Origin of the sequence: Bradyrhizobium manausense, from assembly GCF_018129685.1 — a bacterium.
Lineage (GTDB): Bacteria > Pseudomonadota > Alphaproteobacteria > Rhizobiales > Xanthobacteraceae > Bradyrhizobium > Bradyrhizobium manausense_D.
The window spans coordinates 998,585-1,016,216 of sequence record NZ_JAFCLG010000001.1 but is presented as its reverse complement, the minus strand read 5'-3'; the positions used below and the strand labels follow the sequence as shown (position 1 = coordinate 1,016,216).

At 62.2% G+C, this 17,632-nt stretch carries 19 protein-coding genes; 11 read left to right on the top strand and 8 right to left on the bottom strand.

Annotation, left to right across the window (positions count from 1 at the left end; all coding sequences use genetic code 11):
* Position 1: 1 nt before the first annotated feature.
* Positions 2–1,492: an MFS transporter gene (locus tag JQ621_RS05045; RefSeq protein WP_212233286.1), complete on the bottom strand. Its 1,491-nt coding sequence runs from the start codon at positions 1,490–1,492 to the stop codon at positions 2–4.
* Positions 1,493–1,979: 487 nt separating this feature from the next.
* Here JQ621_RS05045 and guaB point away from each other — a divergent pair, with 487 nt between their 5' ends.
* The 3 genes from guaB (at position 1,980) to JQ621_RS05030 (ending at position 5,228) form a co-directional block, all read left to right on the top strand.
* Positions 1,980–3,473 carry an IMP dehydrogenase gene (guaB, locus tag JQ621_RS05040; protein ID WP_212233285.1) on the top strand — a complete coding sequence of 498 codons (1,494 nt, stop codon included), beginning with the start codon at positions 1,980–1,982 and terminating at the stop codon, positions 3,471–3,473.
* 240 nt (positions 3,474–3,713) lie between these two features.
* The gene (locus JQ621_RS05035) at positions 3,714–4,736 is read left to right on the top strand and encodes an NADP-dependent oxidoreductase (protein WP_212233284.1); all 1,023 of its coding nucleotides are present in this window, start codon (positions 3,714–3,716) and stop codon (positions 4,734–4,736) included.
* A 195-nt stretch (positions 4,737–4,931) separates the two neighbouring features.
* On the top strand, positions 4,932–5,228 hold the full coding sequence (locus JQ621_RS05030) for a hypothetical protein (protein WP_212233283.1): 297 nt from the start codon (positions 4,932–4,934) through the stop codon (positions 5,226–5,228).
* A gap of 9 nt (positions 5,229–5,237) precedes the next feature.
* Here the strand turns inward: JQ621_RS05030 and JQ621_RS05025 are convergent, their stop codons facing one another.
* The gene (locus JQ621_RS05025; protein WP_212233282.1) at positions 5,238–6,080 is read right to left on the bottom strand and encodes a metallophosphoesterase family protein; all 843 of its coding nucleotides are present in this window, start codon (positions 6,078–6,080) and stop codon (positions 5,238–5,240) included.
* 236 nt (positions 6,081–6,316) lie between these two features.
* Between JQ621_RS05025 and JQ621_RS05020 the strand changes: the two genes are divergently transcribed.
* The gene (locus tag JQ621_RS05020; protein WP_212233281.1) at positions 6,317–6,739 is read left to right on the top strand and encodes an MAPEG family protein; all 423 of its coding nucleotides are present in this window, start codon (positions 6,317–6,319) and stop codon (positions 6,737–6,739) included.
* A gap of 35 nt (positions 6,740–6,774) precedes the next feature.
* Positions 6,775–8,076 (top strand): RsmB/NOP family class I SAM-dependent RNA methyltransferase, encoded by a 1,302-nt coding sequence (locus JQ621_RS05015; protein ID WP_212233280.1) that lies wholly within the window; start codon positions 6,775–6,777, stop codon positions 8,074–8,076.
* 203 nt (positions 8,077–8,279) lie between these two features.
* On the opposite strand, the gene JQ621_RS05010 is transcribed toward JQ621_RS05015, so the two are convergent.
* The 3 genes from JQ621_RS05010 to JQ621_RS05000 all read right to left on the bottom strand — a co-directional run bounded on the left by JQ621_RS05010 (position 8,280) and on the right by JQ621_RS05000 (position 9,611).
* Positions 8,280–8,489, bottom strand: a complete 210-nt coding sequence (locus tag JQ621_RS05010; RefSeq protein WP_027532363.1) for a cold-shock protein — start codon at positions 8,487–8,489, stop codon at positions 8,280–8,282.
* Positions 8,490–8,748: 259 nt separating this feature from the next.
* The gene (locus tag JQ621_RS05005; RefSeq protein ID WP_212233279.1) at positions 8,749–9,081 is read right to left on the bottom strand and encodes a DHCW motif cupin fold protein; all 333 of its coding nucleotides are present in this window, start codon (positions 9,079–9,081) and stop codon (positions 8,749–8,751) included.
* A gap of 158 nt (positions 9,082–9,239) precedes the next feature.
* A complete protein-coding gene (locus JQ621_RS05000) occupies positions 9,240–9,611 on the bottom strand; it encodes a nuclear transport factor 2 family protein (RefSeq protein WP_212233278.1) in 372 nt (123 codons plus the stop codon).
* Between the two features lie 148 nt (positions 9,612–9,759).
* Here JQ621_RS05000 and guaA point away from each other — a divergent pair, with 148 nt between their 5' ends.
* The 3 genes from guaA (at position 9,760) to JQ621_RS04985 (ending at position 13,966) form a co-directional block, all read left to right on the top strand.
* Entirely contained in the window at positions 9,760–11,358 is a 1,599-nt protein-coding gene (gene guaA, locus JQ621_RS04995; RefSeq protein ID WP_212233277.1) for a glutamine-hydrolyzing GMP synthase, read from the top strand.
* Positions 11,359–11,543: 185 nt separating this feature from the next.
* Positions 11,544–13,160, top strand: a complete 1,617-nt coding sequence (locus tag JQ621_RS04990; RefSeq protein ID WP_212233276.1) for a DUF262 domain-containing protein — start codon at positions 11,544–11,546, stop codon at positions 13,158–13,160.
* Positions 13,161–13,168: 8 nt separating this feature from the next.
* Positions 13,169–13,966, top strand: a complete 798-nt coding sequence (locus JQ621_RS04985; protein ID WP_212233275.1) for a hypothetical protein — start codon at positions 13,169–13,171, stop codon at positions 13,964–13,966.
* A 393-nt stretch (positions 13,967–14,359) separates the two neighbouring features.
* On the opposite strand, the gene JQ621_RS04980 is transcribed toward JQ621_RS04985, so the two are convergent.
* The 3 genes from JQ621_RS04980 to JQ621_RS04970 form a co-directional block, all read right to left on the bottom strand.
* Positions 14,360–14,752, bottom strand: a complete 393-nt coding sequence (locus JQ621_RS04980; protein ID WP_212233274.1) for a VOC family protein — start codon at positions 14,750–14,752, stop codon at positions 14,360–14,362.
* 196 nt (positions 14,753–14,948) lie between these two features.
* Positions 14,949–15,380 (bottom strand): type II toxin-antitoxin system VapC family toxin, encoded by a 432-nt coding sequence (locus JQ621_RS04975; RefSeq protein WP_212233273.1) that lies wholly within the window; start codon positions 15,378–15,380, stop codon positions 14,949–14,951.
* Positions 15,377–15,676, bottom strand: a complete 300-nt coding sequence (locus JQ621_RS04970) for a hypothetical protein (protein ID WP_212233272.1) — start codon at positions 15,674–15,676, stop codon at positions 15,377–15,379. Before JQ621_RS04970 ends, JQ621_RS04975 begins: the two co-directional genes overlap by 4 nt.
* A 98-nt stretch (positions 15,677–15,774) precedes the next feature.
* Here JQ621_RS04970 and JQ621_RS04965 point away from each other — a divergent pair, with 98 nt between their 5' ends.
* The 3 genes from JQ621_RS04965 to JQ621_RS04955 all read left to right on the top strand — a co-directional run bounded on the left by JQ621_RS04965 (position 15,775) and on the right by JQ621_RS04955 (position 17,625).
* Positions 15,775–16,083 (top strand): hypothetical protein, encoded by a 309-nt coding sequence (locus JQ621_RS04965; protein ID WP_212233271.1) that lies wholly within the window; start codon positions 15,775–15,777, stop codon positions 16,081–16,083.
* A 25-nt stretch (positions 16,084–16,108) separates the two neighbouring features.
* Positions 16,109–16,990, top strand: a complete 882-nt coding sequence (locus JQ621_RS04960; RefSeq protein WP_212233270.1) for an AraC family transcriptional regulator — start codon at positions 16,109–16,111, stop codon at positions 16,988–16,990.
* A gap of 224 nt (positions 16,991–17,214) precedes the next feature.
* The gene (locus JQ621_RS04955) at positions 17,215–17,625 is read left to right on the top strand and encodes a thiol-disulfide oxidoreductase DCC family protein (RefSeq protein WP_212233269.1); all 411 of its coding nucleotides are present in this window, start codon (positions 17,215–17,217) and stop codon (positions 17,623–17,625) included.
* Positions 17,626–17,632: the final 7 nt, after the last annotated feature.

Below are 17,632 nucleotides of genomic sequence, written 5' to 3'. Positions count from 1 at the left end.
GCTACCCAAGCCGCTGATCCCGCATGTCCTGCGTGTCTTCCGTGGCCGTCTTGACGGCGGCGGTCGCTGCGCTCTTGGCTGCACCCTTGCGGCTTGCGACCTCGAGCGCCGTGCGGCCCGAGATCTCGTGGCCGGCATCGGCGGGCATCTGCCAGAAGAACCAGCTCGAGGCCGCCGAGGTCAGCGCGACCACGACAAAGGCCGGCATGAACACGGTGGCGTTGAGCTCGCTGACGTGGTTCAGCCACATCGTCGTTTCCACCGAGGCGGCGCCGACCGCGACGCCGGCGGAGACCGCGAGCTGCTGGTTGACGCTGACCAGCGTCGTGGCGCGGCTCATCTGAGGGCTGTCGACGTCGGCATAGGCCACCGTGTTGATCGCAGTGAACTCCAGCGAGCGGAAGAAGCCGCCGACCACCAGGATCACCATGATGATCAAGAGCGGGGTCGTCACCGTGAACAGCGCGCAGACGCCGAGGAAGAACGCGCTGACGAGCGCATTCACCGTCATCAGATTGCGGAAGCCGAAGGCGCGGATGAGACGCGCCGCCAGCGTCTTCATGCCCATCGCGCCGAGCGAGGAGGAGAAGGTGACGAGGCCGGAATGAAACGGCGACAGCCCGAAGCCGATCTGCATCAAGAGCGGCAGCAGGAAGGGCAGCGCGCCGATGCCGAGCCGGAACATGAAGCCGCCGATGACGGCCGCGCGCAGCGTCGGCAGCCGCAGCAGTGAAAAGTCCAGCACCGGCGAGCCGGTCCGGCGGGCATGAATCACGTAAAGCGTCATCGAGATCGAGCCGCCCAGGACAAGGGCCGCGATGGTGCTCCAGGGCAGCAGATTGAGGCCGGCGACCGACAGGCCGAAGGCGATGCCGGCAAGCCCGACGCCCGCGAGCACCATGCCGTAGAGATCGAACTTCTCCTGCGTCTCGCTCTTGATGGGATCGATGAACTTCAAGGCCATGAAAATGCCGAGCAGCCCGATCGGGATGTTGATCAGGAAGATCCAGTGCCACGACGCGTAAGTCGTGATGAAGCCGCCAAGCGGCGGGCCGATCACGGGACCGATCAGGGCAGGGACCGTCACCCACGCCATTGCGTTGACCAGCGCGCTCTTGTCGACAGAGCGCAACAGCACCAGACGCCCGACCGGCGTCATCATCGCGCCGCCCATGCCTTGCAGGATGCGCGCGAACACGAAATCGGTCACCGAGCCCGACAGCGCGCAGCCCACCGAGCCGATCATGAACACGCCGACCGCAATCGCGAACACCATGCGCGCGCCGAACCTGTCGGCGGTCCAGCCGCTCGCCGGGATGAACACCGCGAGCGACAGCAGGTAGGAGGTGATCGCAAGCTTCAGCGTCAGCGGGCTGGTGCCGATGTCGGCCGCGATCGCCGGCAGCGAGGTGGCGATGACGGTGGAGTCCATGTTCTCCATGAAGAGAGCAGTGGCCACGATCAGCGGGATGATGCGTTGCTTGTCGACCATGACGGATTGGTAATGGAAATCGGAAGGAGGTGCGAGGATTGCGGCTTAACACCGCCACCGGCGCCCGACCATTGCGGATCAACGCATAGCACCTAAATCCTGCGTGACGCCGGAGCGTTCTTCCTATTGGGGCTCGCTGCCGGAGAGGGACACGGCCTCTCGCTCCATCGTCATTCCGGGGCGCGCCATTTGGCGCGAGCCCGGAATCCATTGGACCGCAGGGGCTGCTGAGCGATGGATTCCGGGCTCGCGACTTGGTCGCGCCCCGGAATGGCGGTGGGGATGGCTATCCCCGCTGAATCGACGCAAAAAAGCCTGTGCATGGCTGGCCAGCGGTCCGATTTGCTTTGATTCGTCACGCGGCCGTGCTATCGACCCGCGTCAACCCCACCGATGGGCTCCGAATCCCCGGCGATGCCGCAAGGCACGCCGAGGGTGGCGCTCATCCATACTTATTTGCGGCACGGCCGCAGGAAGGAGTTGGCAGATGGCCACGGTGCAACTTCAGGGCATCCGCGAAGCCTTTACGTTCGACGACGTGCTGTTGAAGCCCGGCCTGTCCGACGTCATGCCGGGCGAGGTCGACATTCGCTCCCGCGTCACCCGCGCCATTCCGCTCAACATCCCGATCATGGCCTCCGCCATGGACACCGTCACCGAGGCCCGCATGGCGATCGCCATGGCGCAGGCCGGCGGTCTCGGCGTCATCCACCGCAATTTCGATCCCGAAGGCCAGGCCGCTCAGGTGCGGCAGGTCAAGCGCTTCGAGTCCGGCATGGTGGTGAACCCCCTCACCATCAGCCCCGAAGCCACGCTCGACGACGCGCTCAAGCTGATGAGCGATCACGGCATCTCCGGCATTCCCGTCGTCACCGGTGCCGGCAAGAACACGCCCGGCAAGCTGGTCGGCATCCTCACCAACCGTGACGTGCGCTTTGCCACCGACCGCCGGCAGAAAGTCTCGGAGCTGATGACGCACGAGAAGCTCGTGACGGTGCGCGAGAATGTCAGCCAGGACGAAGCCCGACGGATGCTGCACCATCATCGCATCGAGAAGCTGCTCGTGGTGGATGAGCAGTATCGCTGCGTCGGCCTGATCACCGTGAAGGACATGGAGAAGGCGGTCGCCCATCCGCTCGCCTGCAAGGACGCCCAGGGGCGCCTCCGCGTCGCCGCCGCCACCACCGTCGGTGACACCGGCTTCGAGCGCACCGAGCGCCTGATCGATGCCGGCGTCGACCTCGTCGTCGTCGACACCGCACACGGGCATTCGCGTCACGTGCTGCACGCGGTGAACCGCATCAAGCGTCTCTCCAACTCCGTGCAGGTCGTCGCCGGCAACGTCGCGACGTCAGAGGGCGCGCAGGCGCTGATCGATGCGGGTGCCGATTGCATCAAGGTCGGCATCGGCCCGGGCTCGATCTGCACCACGCGCATCGTCGCCGGCGTCGGCGTGCCGCAGCTCACCGCGATCATGGATGCGGTGGAAGCGGCGAAGAAGTCCGACATCCCCGTCATCGCCGACGGCGGCATCAAGTTCTCCGGCGATCTGGCCAAGGCGCTTGCCGCCGGCGCCGACATCGCCATGGTCGGCTCGCTGCTCGCCGGTACCGACGAGACTCCCGGCGAAGTGTTCCTGTGGCAGGGCCGTTCCTACAAGGCCTATCGCGGCATGGGCTCGGTCGGCGCGATGGCGCGCGGCTCGGCCGACCGCTACTTCCAGCAGGACATCAAGGACTCGCTCAAGCTCGTCCCGGAGGGCATCGAAGGGCAGGTGCCTTACAAAGGCCCCGTCGGCAATGTCATGCACCAGCTCGCCGGCGGCCTGCGTGCCGCGATGGGTTATGTCGGTGCCAAGGACATGAAGGAACTGCACGAGAAGGCGAATTTCGTCCGCATCACCGGCGCAGGCCTGCGCGAAAGCCACGTTCACGACGTGACCATCACCCGCGAGGCGCCGAACTATCCGGGCGGGGGCTAGTCTTCGGCTCTCGTCCGTTCCGCTCTTTCGTTCGTCATGGCCGGGCTTGACCCGGCCATCCACGTCTTGGGTCTTGCTTTGCGGCCTCGTGGATGCCCGGGACAAGCCCGGGCATGACGATGGAGAATCGGCGCGTTCCTTAAACCTCGTCATTGCAAGCGAAGCAATCCAGTCCTTTTGTATTGACGAGCCTTGCTGCCTCCGCTTCCGTCGTCGACAAGCAATCAGGAGGAAGCCATCATGTCCCAAGCAAAACGCATCGTTCTCGCCGCACGTCCCGTCGGCGAACCAAAATCATCTGATTTCCGCTTAGAGGAATTCGCCGTCCCGACGCCCGGCGCGGGCGAAGTTCTGCTGCGCACGATCTGGCTGTCGCTGGATCCCTACATGCGCGGGCGCATGAGCGATGGTCCATCCTATGCCGCGCCGGTGCCGGTCGGCGGCGTGATGGAAGGCGAGGCGGTGAGCGAGGTCGCGGCCTCCAACAATCCTGACTTCGCCAAGGGCGACATCGTGCGTGCACGCACGGGCTGGCAGACGCATGCGATCTCGAATGGCAAGGGGTTGATCAAGGTCGATCCGAAGCTTGGTCCGATCTCGACCTCGATCGGCGTGCTCGGCATGCCGGGCATGACCGCGTACACGGGCCTGCTCGACATCGGCAAGCCGCAGGAAGGCGAGACTGTCGTCGTCGCCGGTGCGTCGGGCGCGGTCGGCTCTGCGGTGGGACAGATCGCGAAGATCAAGGGCGCACGCGCGGTCGGGATCGCCGGCGGCAAGGACAAGTGCGACTACGTGGTGAAGGAGCTCGGCTTCGATGCCTGCATCGATCACCGCGATCCTGACCTCGCGGCCAAGCTGAAGGATGCCTGCCCGAAAGGCATCGACGTCTATTTCGAGAATGTCGGCGGCGCCGTGTTCGAGGCGGTGTTCCCGCTGCTCAATCCCTTCGCCCGCGTGCCGGTGTGCGGGCTGATCGCCCATTACAACGACACCGAAGCCAAGCCGCCGAAATGGGCGGCATCGATGATGCGTGCGACGCTGACCAAGCGGCTGACGTTCCGCGGCTTCATCGTCTCGGACTTCGCCTCGCGTCACGGCGACTTCCTGCGCGACATGTCCGGCTGGGTCCAGGGCGGCAAGGTGAAGTACAAGGAGTTCGTGACCGAGGGCCTCGAGAGCGCTCCCGGCGCGTTCATGGGCCTGCTGAAGGGCGCCAATTTCGGCAAGCAACTGGTCCGGGTCGGGCCGGACAAGGCTTAGAACTGCCAAGCCTGAACCGTCTCCAGTGTGCCTGCGACGTCTGATAGTTGCACCGGTGTCACACCCCTGACACCGGTGGTTAACAAAGCGTTACCGATCGGCAACACCTTCCCGCAAAAACCCGCTTGTGTGACCGAGGGTTCATTGACCTCAGGGCGAAGGCATTGAATCATTGCGCATATTTAGGGCGTTGCGATGTTTGAGATCGGTATTTTCTGCGTCATCCTGTTGGCTGCCGGCTACTGGGCGGCCATGTATGTCATGGGCCGCCATGACGACGTCATCCACGGCAAGTTCGTGCGCGCCGATGAGGAGGGCGAGTTCGTCACTCCCGTGATACCGACGCCTCCACCGCCGTTTCCGAAACGTCCAGTCAAGGCTGCGCAGGCGGCCAGTGTCCAGCCCGCGAAGGCCGACGTTCCGCCGGTGAGCAGCGAGGCGCTGCAGTCTTTGCTCGCCGCGATCCAGCAGGACCTCAAGAGCGTCGCCTGAGGCCGCGCGTCAATGCTCGCCGCCCATCTGGGCGAACAGCTCCTCGATGTCGATATCGACCTGCCCCGCGGCGCGGACGTGGCGGACTTCAAAGCTGTCAGGGGCGAAGCGGTACTCGACGAGACCGGTCTCCTTGATCGCGATCCGGTCCTGGCGCTGATCGTTGATCTTGAAGCCGGCCGATGGCGCCCAGACGTGCCTGACGTGATGGAATGTGAAGTCGCGGCGCTGGTGCACATGACCGCTGGCGATGAGGCGCAGATCAACCTTGCCAAACATCTCGATCAGCCGCGCGCGCGCCGGCTGCGGCACGTAGCGGATCGAGGTCTCCGGGAGTTCAGGATCGTCGGGCAGGTTGAGAAACAGCGGCTTGTGGATGAACAGCGCGACCGGCTTGCCGTTCACGCGCGAAAGCTCCGAAGCGAGCCAGTCGAATTGCTCGGCCTCGAATGCGAGGCCTGAATTCATGACGAGCGAGTTGAGGCCGATGAAGCGCCAGCCGGCGGCCTCGAACGACCAATGATCTTCGCCGATGATGTCGCAAAATTGCCGGCGGTGCGGTTCCGCGATCGGCGGCCTCGGCGCAGGTCCGAGCGCGGTCGGGTTGTCGCCGATGTCGTGATTGCCGGGGATGTAGCGGCACTCGACCGGAAGGGCCGCGTGCAGGCGCTTCGCAAATTCGACATCGGCGGGGCTGCTCGGGCCGTCGAACGACACATCGCCGGTGTTGATCACGAGATCCGGCCTGCTTGCGTCGATGTGCTCGCTGACGCGATGGAAGTTCGCGACCAGGCCGGGAAAGCGCTGGCCGAGATGCGTGTCTGAAATCTGGGTGATGCGGAATTCCGACATGCGCGAACTATCATCCGGCCAAACGTCGGAACGATGACGCGCGCGCAAAATCCGCGATGAAACAAAGTTTAAAGCGGGCAACGTTTAAAGCACGCGATAGCGGATCGCGCGGGCGGCTTGTCAACTCTCGCAAAAGGGTCGGGGGACCGGAACGCCGTGCCATTTCTCCGATTGTCAGCAGGAGACGTCGCGGCTAATGACGGTCCGCGGGCATGCCGCCTCACGGGAAAGTTCCGATGTCTGTTCAAATGGTTTTGCTGCCGGTCTTCGTGCAGGTCGGGCTCACCTTCGCGCTGCTGATCGGCATGGTGTTCGGGCGCCGGAAGGCGCTGGTCTCGGGGCAGACCAGGATCCGCGACATTGCGCTCGGCGAGCCGAACTGGCCCAAGGGCGCCACACAGATCGCCAATTGCTACCGCAACCAGTTCGAGCTGCCGGTGCTGTTCTACGCCCTGATCGCGCTGGCGCTGCCGCTGCGCCACGCCGATCTCTTCATTGTGCTGATGTCCTGGGTGTTCGTCGTGACACGCTTTGCCCATGCCGGCGTATTCGTCACCTCGAACGATCTTGGCCGGCGCTCGACGGTCTGGCTTGCCGGCGTGCTCGTGCTGCTGGCGATGTGGATCTACTTCGCCCTGAAAATCCTGTTGCTGATCTAGGCGCTTGCTCGCCAATCCTGATCTGAAAGATTCAAATGACTCCCGCTGCCCGGCTGTCCGCAGCCATCGAACTGATCGACACCATCGAGAAGGACCGCGTGCCCGCCGCCAAGGCGCTGAAGGAGTGGGGCACCGCGCACCGCTTCGCCGGCTCCGGCGACCGTGCCGCGATTGCCGGCCTCGTCTGGGACGTGCTGCGCCGTTATGCCTCGAGCGCGTATTTGATGGAGTCGGATACGGCACGCGCGCGCCTGATCGGCATGCTCCGCCTCGAGCGGAACATGGACACCGCGACCATCGCCGCCCTGTTCGACGGCAGCCGCTTCGCCCCCGAGCCGCTGACGGAGGCCGAGCAGGCCGCGCTCGATCATCGCTCCCTGAAGGATGCACCCGCCGCTGTTGCCGGCGACTATCCGGAATGGCTGGATTCTCATCTCGCCAAGGTGTTCGGAGAGGACCGCGCCGCGGAGGCGGCGGCGATGGCGAGCCGGGCGCCGCTCGACCTGCGCGTCAACACGTTAAAATCCAATCGCGACAAGGTGCTGAAGGCACTTGCTCATCTTCATGCGAAACCGACGCATTGGTCGCCAAATGGCCTGCGCATCGAGCTTTCGGCCGATGCACGCAACCCCGGCATCCAGGCCGAAGAGGATTTCATCAAGGGCAGCGTTGAAGTGCAGGATGAAGGATCGCAGCTTGCGGCGCTGTTCACCGCGGCAAAACCCGGCGAGCAGGTGATCGATCTCTGCGCCGGTGCCGGCGGCAAGACACTCGCGCTGGCGGCCATGATGCAGGGCAAGGGCCGGCTGATCGCGACCGACAGCGACAAGCGCCAGCTCGCCCCGATCCACGAACGCCTGTCGCGCGCCGGCGTACACAATGCCGACGTGCGCACGCCCAAGGGCGAGACCGATACGCTCACGGATATCCACGCGTCCGCCGATCTCGTCGTGATCGACGCGCCCTGCACCGGAACCGGAACCTGGCGCCGCAACCCGGATGCCAAATGGCGCATGCGCCCCGGCGCGCTCGAGATCCGCCTGAAGGACCAGGCCGAGGTGCTCGCGCGGGCGGTTCCGCTGGTGAAGCAGGGGGGCCGCATCGCCTACATCACCTGCTCGGTGCTGGTCGAGGAGAATGGCGAGCAGGTGAGGGCCTTCGTCGCGAAGCATCCGGAGTTTTCGATTGTGCCGCCGGATGAGACCGCAAGCGTGCTCTGGGACAAGGCCGAGGCGTTTGCCGACGCCGCGCTGCAATCGCCCGAGGGCTGGCTGATGACCCCGCGCCGCACCGGCACAGATGGGTTCTTCGTCTCGGTTTTGAAAAAGGTCTCGTAGGGTGGGCAAGGGCGCTCTTGCGCCGTGCCCACCATCTCTCACGTCACGATGAATTGGTGGGCACGCTGCGCTTTGCCCACCCTACGGCACCGCGCGTCTGACAGCGCAAACAAAAACCCCGCGAACCGGATTCCGGTCGCGGGGTCTTTCGAACTCAACGATCTGCCGGTACGTCCGTGGTCAGATCGCGAATGTCGGGGCTGCTAGCCGGCGCGGAGGTTGTCGGCCGAGGACTTGCCGCTGCGGCGGTCCGCAACGATGTCGAAGGAGACCTTCTGGCCCTCGTTGAGGGTCGACAGACCGGCGCGCTCGACGGCGCTGATGTGAACGAAGACGTCCTTTGCGCCGTCATCCGGCTGGATGAAGCCAAAGCCCTTTTGGTTGTTGAACCACTTCACGGTGCCCATTGCCATAGTCATTTCCTTTCAATTGACGATGCACTCAGGAGGACAAATGCGCGATATTCGCGCCCACGTCCCGATTGGTCGATTTTGGAGAAATACCTGAAACGTGCTCGCCCATTGGAAATGAGACGGAGCGGCCCAGTCGTTCGGCCAAGGATCGATGTTCACAATCTAGCGATTTTTTTGGGCGACTTCAAGGCGGCGCGCGCTCGCGGCGAGCCACCGATACTTTGCTATTTTGCGCTGCACACCTTGAAGGATAGTTCCATCAATCGACGATGAAGAGCGTCGCGCCCAAAGCCGTCGACGAGCGATGCGCGGCGTCGCCGAAATCCGACACCTGGTAGCTCATGCCGGGCGTCAGCTTGAACTTGCGCCCGTCGCGCAGCTCGCTGTCGAGCTCGCCTGCGAGCACGTAGAGCACGTGGCCGCGATCGCACCAGTGATCGGCCAGATAGCCCGGCGAGTACTCCACCATCCGCACGCGGAGATCGCCGATATTGAGCGTGCGCCATTTGGCTTCGCCGGTTTCGCCAGGATGCGTGGTCGCCTCGACCTTGCTCCAGTCGGTGACGGTGAAAGCCGAGGTGGGGAGTTTCATGGGGAGGGTCCTGTTTCAGCGCCGGCGGGCGCAGTGTTAGCCCAGGCTCGTCCAACAGTCTCCGTCATTGCGAGCGAAGCGAAGCAATCCAGGACTGCATCCGCGGAAAGATTCTGGATTGCTTCGCTTCGCTCGCAATGACGGGGAGAGGCCAGCGCTCAATGCGGCAGATGGTTCGCCGATCCCTGCACGATCAGCCCGGCATCATTCACCCGCAGATATTCGCAGATCTTCTTGCCCCGCTCGTTCTCGTAAAACACCACGACGCTGTCGGGGCTGACGAACACGCCGATCAACGTGAAGTGCAGCTCCGGCAGCAGGGCGAGCGCCTTGCCCCAATAGGCCCGCAACGCATCCTTGCCGCGCACGGTGCCGCTGGCGTCGAACCCCATCGCGGGGATGCGATCCGAGGTCATCACGGTGGCGTCGTCGTAGAGCGTCAGCACGCGCTCGAGATCGCGCGCGTTCCAGGCCTCGACCCAGGTGCGGCCGAGCGCGGCAAGCGTTGATGGCTGATGAAGTCTCGACATGGCGTTCTCCCTGATCGGCCCCATTGCGTAGGCGGGGCAATTAGGTCAATAATACTTACCTATATCCATTTGTCCATGCTCAAAGAAGCATGTGGGCGCGCGCCCTCGCGCGGTTGCGGGCCAGGGGCTCATCGCGTATTGGCTTGCCATGACAGCAGCACAGAACGACCGCTCCGCGTCGACGCCCTCGGTGGCCTCGGCGCACGACAAGATTCTCATCGTCGACTTCGGCAGCCAGGTGACGCAGCTGATCGCGCGTCGCGTGCGCGAGGACGGCGTCTATTGCGAGATCGTCCCGTTCAACAAGGCCGAAGAGGCCTTCAAGGAGATGAAGCCGAAAGCGGTGATTCTCTCCGGCGGCCCCGAGTCGGTGCATGAGGCAGGCTCCCCCCGCGCGCCGCAATTGATCTTCGCCTCCGGCGTGCCCGTGATGGGCATCTGCTACGGCCAGATGACCATGGCCGAGCAGTTAGGGGGCACCGTCGAGGGCGGCCATCACCGCGAATTCGGCCGCGCCGATGTCGAGGTCAAGGCCGAGAGCAAGCTGTTCGAGGACGTCTGGTCGTCAGGCAGCAAGAACCAGGTCTGGATGAGCCATGGCGACCGCATCACGAAAATGCCGCCGGGCTTCTCCGTGGCCGGCACCTCGCCGAACGCGCCCTTCGCGATCATCCAGGACGAGACGCGCAAATATTACGGCCTGATGTTCCATCCCGAAGTGGTGCACACGCCCGACGGCGCAAAACTGATCCGCAATTTCGTCCGCAAGATCGCCGGCCTGTCCGGCGACTGGACCATGCGCGCCTTCCGCGAGGAGGAGATCGCCAAGATCCGCGCGCAGGTCGGCAAGGGCAAGGTGATCTGCGGCCTCTCTGGCGGCGTGGACTCGGCCGTTGCTGCCGTGCTGATCCACGAAGCCATCGGCGACCAGCTCACCTGCGTGTTCGTCGATCACGGATTGATGCGCCTCAACGAGGCCGAGCAGGTCGTCGACCTGTTCCGCCACCACTACAACATCCCGCTCGTGCACGTGGATGCGTCCAGGCAATTCCTGGGCGAGCTCGCAGGCGTCACCGATCCCGAAACCAAGCGCAAGACCATCGGCCGCCTCTTCATCGAGGTGTTCGAAAAGGAGGCGAAGAAGATTGGCGGCGCCGATTTCCTCGCGCAAGGCACGCTCTATCCTGATGTGATCGAGAGCGTCTCCTTCACCGGCGGCCCCTCGGTCACCATCAAGTCGCACCACAATGTCGGCGGGCTGCCCGAACGCATGAACATGAAGCTCGTCGAGCCCCTGCGCGAGCTGTTCAAGGACGAGGTCCGCAAGCTCGGGCGCGAGCTCGGCCTGCCCGAAATCTTCGTCGGCCGCCATCCGTTCCCGGGCCCCGGCCTCGCCATCCGCTGCCCCGGCGAGATCACCAAGGACAAGCTCGACATCCTGCGCCGGGCCGACGCCGTCTACATCGACCAGATCCGCAAGCACGGCCTCTACGACGACATCTGGCAGGCCTTCGCCGTGCTGCTCCCGGTCAAGACGGTCGGCGTCATGGGCGACGGCCGCACGTACGATTATGTGGTCGGCCTGCGCGCCGTCACCTCCACCGACGGCATGACCGCGGACTTCTACCAGTTCGACATGAAGTTCCTCGGCGAGACCGCGACGCGCATCATCAACGAGGTGAAGGGCGTGAACCGGGTGGTGTATGACGTGACCAGCAAGCCGCCGGGGACGATTGAGTGGGAGTAGCACCAAGCCAAATCGCTGGGCCGGGGCTAGGTGCGCGCGGCACGAGAACTGGTTGCTTTTGGTAACTTGGGCTTGCGCTCAGCGCCGAAGTATCTCAGTCTTTTGCGCCGAATGTGGATCTATCGCGCTGCAATCACCCAATCGATGCGCGAGGATCATATTCGCCAGATTTGGGAACCACGCTATTGCAGACCCCCCTCAACGCGTCCGCCAGTACTGCCGGAGCATTGCTCTCAGGCTCGATTTTTGAGGTACCGCAGTTCCAGCGAGAGTATTCTTGGGAAGAAGATGAAGTAGAGGAGTTCTGGAATGATCTGAGTAACGGCCTCGACTCGGACTCCTATTTTCTTGGTCTTGTGATTCTCACCGAGGAGGTCGGGAGAAAGCACGTTGTTGATGGTCAGCAGCGTCTGATTACCCTCAGCCTGCTCGCAAACGCAATCTACTTTGAGGCTCACGCCCGAGGACGAACTGCGCTTGCCGATCGCATTCGCGCGGACTTTCTGAAATCTATCGATTACGATTCTGACGAAACGAATCCTCGCGTCGTGCTTTCGGACGAATCCGACAATAGAACTTTCCAAGCGATTTTAGAGACCGGAGAGGTCTCCGATGAGGAAGGGGATGAGGGGTCAGTCTCGCGGCGCCTTGCGCAATCCTACAATTTCTTGAAGACGAAGTTACAAGAAGATCTAACGAGCGACCCCTTTAGGCGGCTCGGCAAGTGGACCGAATTTCTGACTCACAGAGTTTATTTCGCTGTGTTCATTCATCCTGATCCGTCGTCAGCTTATCAAGTTTACGAAGTGATCAACACTCGTGGCAAGGAGTTGACGACAGCTGATCTTCTCAAGAATTACGTTCTGAGCCAGACACCTCCGCCCCAAAGAAAAGCTCGTTACCGTGAATGGCAACGCATCTCAGGGCAATTCTTGCAGGACTCGTCTAGCACGTTTGTTCAGTACATACGTCACTCTGTTACGGTTCAGAGTGGCCACATTCTCCCTAAAGACCTTTTTGGCTTTCTCGCCAATCGAGTGAAGCATCAAGGAAAGAAGCCTCCGAATCCTGACGAGCTCGTGCGTCTGCTCAAGCGGTACCTGCCGCTCTATTTGCAGATGATTGACCCGACCTCGGCCGGGCCTGCTGATTTGGAGGCGCTCAAGGTTTTTTCTGCGCTGAACGCGCTAAGCGTGATTGCTGTGCGCCCAATCTTGCTTGCGGTAGCGAACACAAAAGATCCGCTGGAAGGTATGGAGTATATCCTTCGACTGGTTGTGCGGAGAATAGTTGTTGGAAACTTGGGCACCGGTAACGTCGAGAGACGTTTCGGCGAAGCGGCGCGAAAGGTCTATGAGGCGAAGACCTGGACTGTACTCGTGGATGACCTCAAGGACCTCAATCCTTCCAAGGAAGAATTTGTCAATCAGGTGGAAAGGCGTTCTTTCAATAAAGCAGTTCTGGGTTTCCTTAGGCGTTCGGTACTTGCAGCGACGATTACGCCGGATAATTTTGGTGTGCTGCATTTTGTGAGACCTAGATCAAATGCCGAGTGGGAGGGAATGAGCGAGGAAGATGGTGCGTTTTGGGGTGCGACGATCGGCAATACATTCGTCGCTGATTTGGAGCGACGGCCGAAGGGGGCTGCGGACTGGGAGGGATTCAAGCAACACATGCTTCCGCACGCAGTGCCAACTGAATGGAGATCTCGCCTCAAGCGGATTCAGGATTGGGATGCCGCAGCAGTCGAGGCTTTAGGTAAGGAACTAGCCAAAGCCGCCGGCAAGATTTGGTACCCGTAGAGCGATCTATGGATCAATTAGAGCTACAGCGGCGCCTGATAAGTGTTTTGGATCGACAGGTCGCGTGCGATTCATTGAATGCGCTCGTTTCGGCGATGAAGCCGGATCCAGCCACGGTCGCGTTGGATGAGACCGCCATTGGGCTAGATGCAAATGTGTTTCTGCGGCTTGCGAGTCATACGAAGAGCGCAGACATAATCGATTATCTCGGGTCGCGACATACAGCCCCGCTAATTCTTCCTGGGCAGGCCATACAAGAGTTCTGGAACAACCAGTTGCAGGTTGTTGACACTGTTGCTGCGACATTGCGCAAGCAGTTCGAGAGCTTCAAATCTTCACTCGCAAAAGTCGATTCGAATTTTGGGGATTACGTCGAGCAGATCGAGGGTCTTCTTGATCAGTTCAGCGACGAGCATGGGCACGTCTATGAAGAGGCGACAGTTAGAAGAACTTTATCGCTCTTGGAGGTTCTGACTCGGAAGGCGTCGGTATCTTACGCGCCGCGCGCGCCATTTCATGATATCGGTATTCTTAGGAAAAAGACTAAGACCCCTCCGGGATTTCGAGACGACGGAGACGGTGATTTCTATATATGGGTCGATCTGTTGATAGGCCTTCTCCAGGCTCAACTGGAAGGAGGCAACTATCAGCGGGTAGTTTTGGTCTCGCTTGACAAAAAAGTAGATTGGAGCCGCGCCGGCGTAGCGCATCCAATTTTGGTGGCAGAGGTTCGCGCCTTGCTACAGGTTCCTTTTGAAATTTGGACGATTGAGAAGTTGGCCAAGGAAATTGCGTTAGTTGCCTAAGTAGCTAGATTTCCCCATCGTACTCTTCCTTTCCAAGACTTGGACGCACCGAAACGCGCCGTGCTTGAGCCGCGGAGTTGTACTGCCTTGCGAACTCACCGCAGGTGCTCAATACTCGCGCTGTTCGGTGACACTTAATCCGCGTGAGGTATTCGGCCAGAGAAGACGATTTTGCAGATGATTACATATAAGCGCGTTGGGTGGACTAGCCGCAAGGCGTAATCCACCATCTCTACCGCGTCATGCGAATAGATGGCGGGTTACGCTGCTAATCCGCCCTACGAGCTGCAGCGCCAAGGCATGATCCGAAAAAGCTCGAAGCGGTTCTCCGGGATGATCATGCGTAAACCAAGAGCCTACAGCGATAACGATTCATCCAGATCTCATCACGTTTCAGGACCGGATCTCCTGCGCGATCTCCCACATATGACCGGACGGGTCGGCGAACGCGGCGGTGCGACGCCCCCAGGGACGATCGGTGGGGCCGTTCACCAGCTCGACGCCGTTTTGCCGGAGCTTGGCGCAGGCTTGATCGACATCGGCGACCCGAATGGTCATGAGCATGCGTGGCCCAGTGCTTGAAGCTGCCGGCACCACCGGCTCCACGAGCTGAGGCGCCTGGCTCTTCTGCAGCAAATTGACCATCACGCCACCGAGCCCGATCACGCTGCACACAGCATCGGAATAGATCGGTCTGGCGTCAAACACGGCGTCGTAGAAGGCCCTCGTGCGCGCGAGGTCATCGACGAACAGCGTCACGCACTCCAGATTGTTCAAGCCGTTCATTCGCGGTGCCTCGGTTGATTGTTCAGCTGGCGTTTTGTGACAAAGGATAACAACGCATTTGAATACAGTGCATTCAATAAGCAGGGATGTCTGCTGCTTGGGAGCCGCGCGTGCGATAGGTAGCGAAGCGAAGGCCATCGCGAGTGCAAATGAGGAGGATGGGCATTGCTGCGATCCAGTCATCCCACGAGCCGCATCAGACCGGCCCACGCACCGGATTGAAGACCTTGATCCCGGCGAAGTCCTTTTCGTTATCCGTCACCACGACGCAGTCGTTCGCATCGGCCACTGCGGCGATGATCATGTCGAGCGCGCTTCGCGGTTTGCCCCCCGTTTTGCCTTCGGCCATCAGCCATGCCCAAACCAGTCCCGCCTTGTCGTCGAAGGACAGGATGCGGCCGGCGAAAAGCGCCTGCGGTCCTTCAGGCCCAGAAAACCATTTTTCGAGGATGTCGCGCTTCTTGCCGCGCGGCTTCTCCAGAATGCCGCGGTGGATTTCGCCGACGGTCAACGCCGTGATGAACAGATCCTCGTCGCGTTGCATCGACATCCAGGACAGCAGCGATTCCGATGGCCGCGGTTTGACGACGTTGCTGATGATGTTGGTGTCGAGGAGGTAGCGCGTCACAGGTCGACCTTGCGCCCCTTGTCGCGGGGACGGGAAAGATCGAGATCGGCTCCCACGAGCGGTGAGCGACGCAACGCGGCGAGGATGCCGCCGGGCGTCGGCGGTTCGCCCGCGATCGACTTGCTCACGGCCGCGCGAAGCTCCGCGGCCTCGGGTGTATCCTCCGACAAACGTCGCGCGAACGAACGGATCAGATCGCGGTCGGCATCCCGTCCGAGCACTTCGAAGCGTGCCAACCCGCGCTTGCCGAGGCGGGAGCGATAATTCTGGATGGCGCGCTTCTGCGAATTTCCCATGATACGTTCCAAGGTATTTCCAGTAATATAGCCAGAAATATACGTCCGCGCAAGGAGGCCCCTTGCGGAGGGGCACATATGGATGCATGTGAGTTGCAATGATCCTCAAGCAGCTCATTCCGCTCAAGGTAACCGATCTGGACGGGCTCGCTACGCTGTTGGCGCGGGCCGAGAGGCTTGCGAGCCGATGTGATGTAGCCGCGGACGATGCGGCGCTGGCTGAATTCGGCGACGTTGATCCGACGGATTGGTCCGCCTCGGCCGTGGAGGCTCTCACACGTAAGTCTGAAGCATTGAGGCTCTCGACCACGGTCACCCTCGATGCAACGAAGGACGCCAAGCTGGTCAGCTCGAAGAACCGCCAAACCGCAAGATCGGTCGAGCACATGAGGCCCGTCCGCGACTAACTCAAGCCGCCACGGAGGAGGCACGATGACGGCGGCCTTGCAAAACTATCAGGCGCGGATGCGGCGGGTGCTGGACCATATCGACCGGCATCTCGACGCTGATCTCGACCTGGCAGCCTTGAGCGCCGTTGCGGCCTTCTCGAAATTCCATTTCCACCGGCAGTTCACGGCGACCTTCGGCCTGTCAGTGCATCGCTATGTCCAGCTCGCCCGCATGAAGCGCGCGTCCTATCGGCTGGCCTATATGGATGCCCTCGATGTCACCGAGATCGCGATGGATGCCGGTTACGACGCACCCGATGCCTTCGCCCGCGCGTTTCGGCAACGGTTCGGGCAATCGCCGTCGTCGTTCCGGAAATCGCCGGACTGGGAGTCGTGGCTTGCGGCCTTCGGGCCTCTCGATACCGCCAGGAGCAAGCTCATGAAGACAGACTATAGCAGTGACGACGTGACGATCCGCGAGGTGCCGACCACGAAGGTGGCGATCATGGAGCATCGGGGGAGCCCGGCGACGCTTGGCGCCACCATCCAGCGCTTCATCGCCTGGCGCAAGGCGCGCGGCCTGCACCCCAGCACGAGCCCGACCTTCACCGTCTGGCGGTCCGAACGCAGCCCTGCGTCACCGGCCGATTACAGCACGGACCTCTGTGTCGGCACCGACCAGCCGATCGCGGCGAACGCCGAAGGGATCAAGGCCGGCGAGATCCCCGGCGGACGCTGCGCCGTGCTGCGCGTGGTCGGCTACACCGATAATCTCGAGCCGGCCGCGCTCTATCTCTATCGCGACTGGCTTCCGGCCAGCGGCGAGGAGGCGCGCGACTTCCCGCTCTACTGCCAGCGGCTGAGCTTCTTCCCGGAGGTGCCCGAGCATGAAACGGTCGCGGAGCTGTTTCTGCCGCTGAAATGACGCCGCTGCCCCTGAGGAGCCCGCCAAAGGCGGGCGCCTCGAAGGATGGCCGCGGAGAGAAGGCCGTTCAATTGTCTCAGTTGCAGTCATCCCGCCCGCGACAGCGATTGATCCAACCCGCGAAGACCAACGTTTCCTGAGTGCCTTGCCAGTGCTGAATGGTGGAATGTCCGCCGTCATCCTCCTGGTCGCGGGCCGGCAACTCCGATCGGTGGGAAATCCGCATGAAGCCAGAGCCGTCGCCATCGACCGTGTATTTCGACGGATCCTGCCCGCTGTGCCGGGCTGAGATCGGATATTACCGCCGCACCGATCAGGACGGTGCCCTGTGTTTTGTCGATGTTTCCGAGCCCGGCGCGCCGGTCCCGGACGGGGTGACCCAGCAGCGCGCGATGCAACGGTTCCACGTTCGTGCCGGCGATGGCCGCCTGCTCTCGGGCGCGGCGGCGTTCGTCGAGGTCTGGTCGCGTCTGCCCCGATGGCGCTTGGCGGCACGTGTCGCGTCGCTGCCGGGCGCGTTGGCTGTCCTCGAGTTCGGCTATCGGATCTTCCTGCCGGTCCGTCCCCTGATCTCCCGTCAATTCGGTCGCGCCTTGCGGCTCACATCCGGCGGCAAAGGCGCCCACAGCGCGTGAGCGGGCC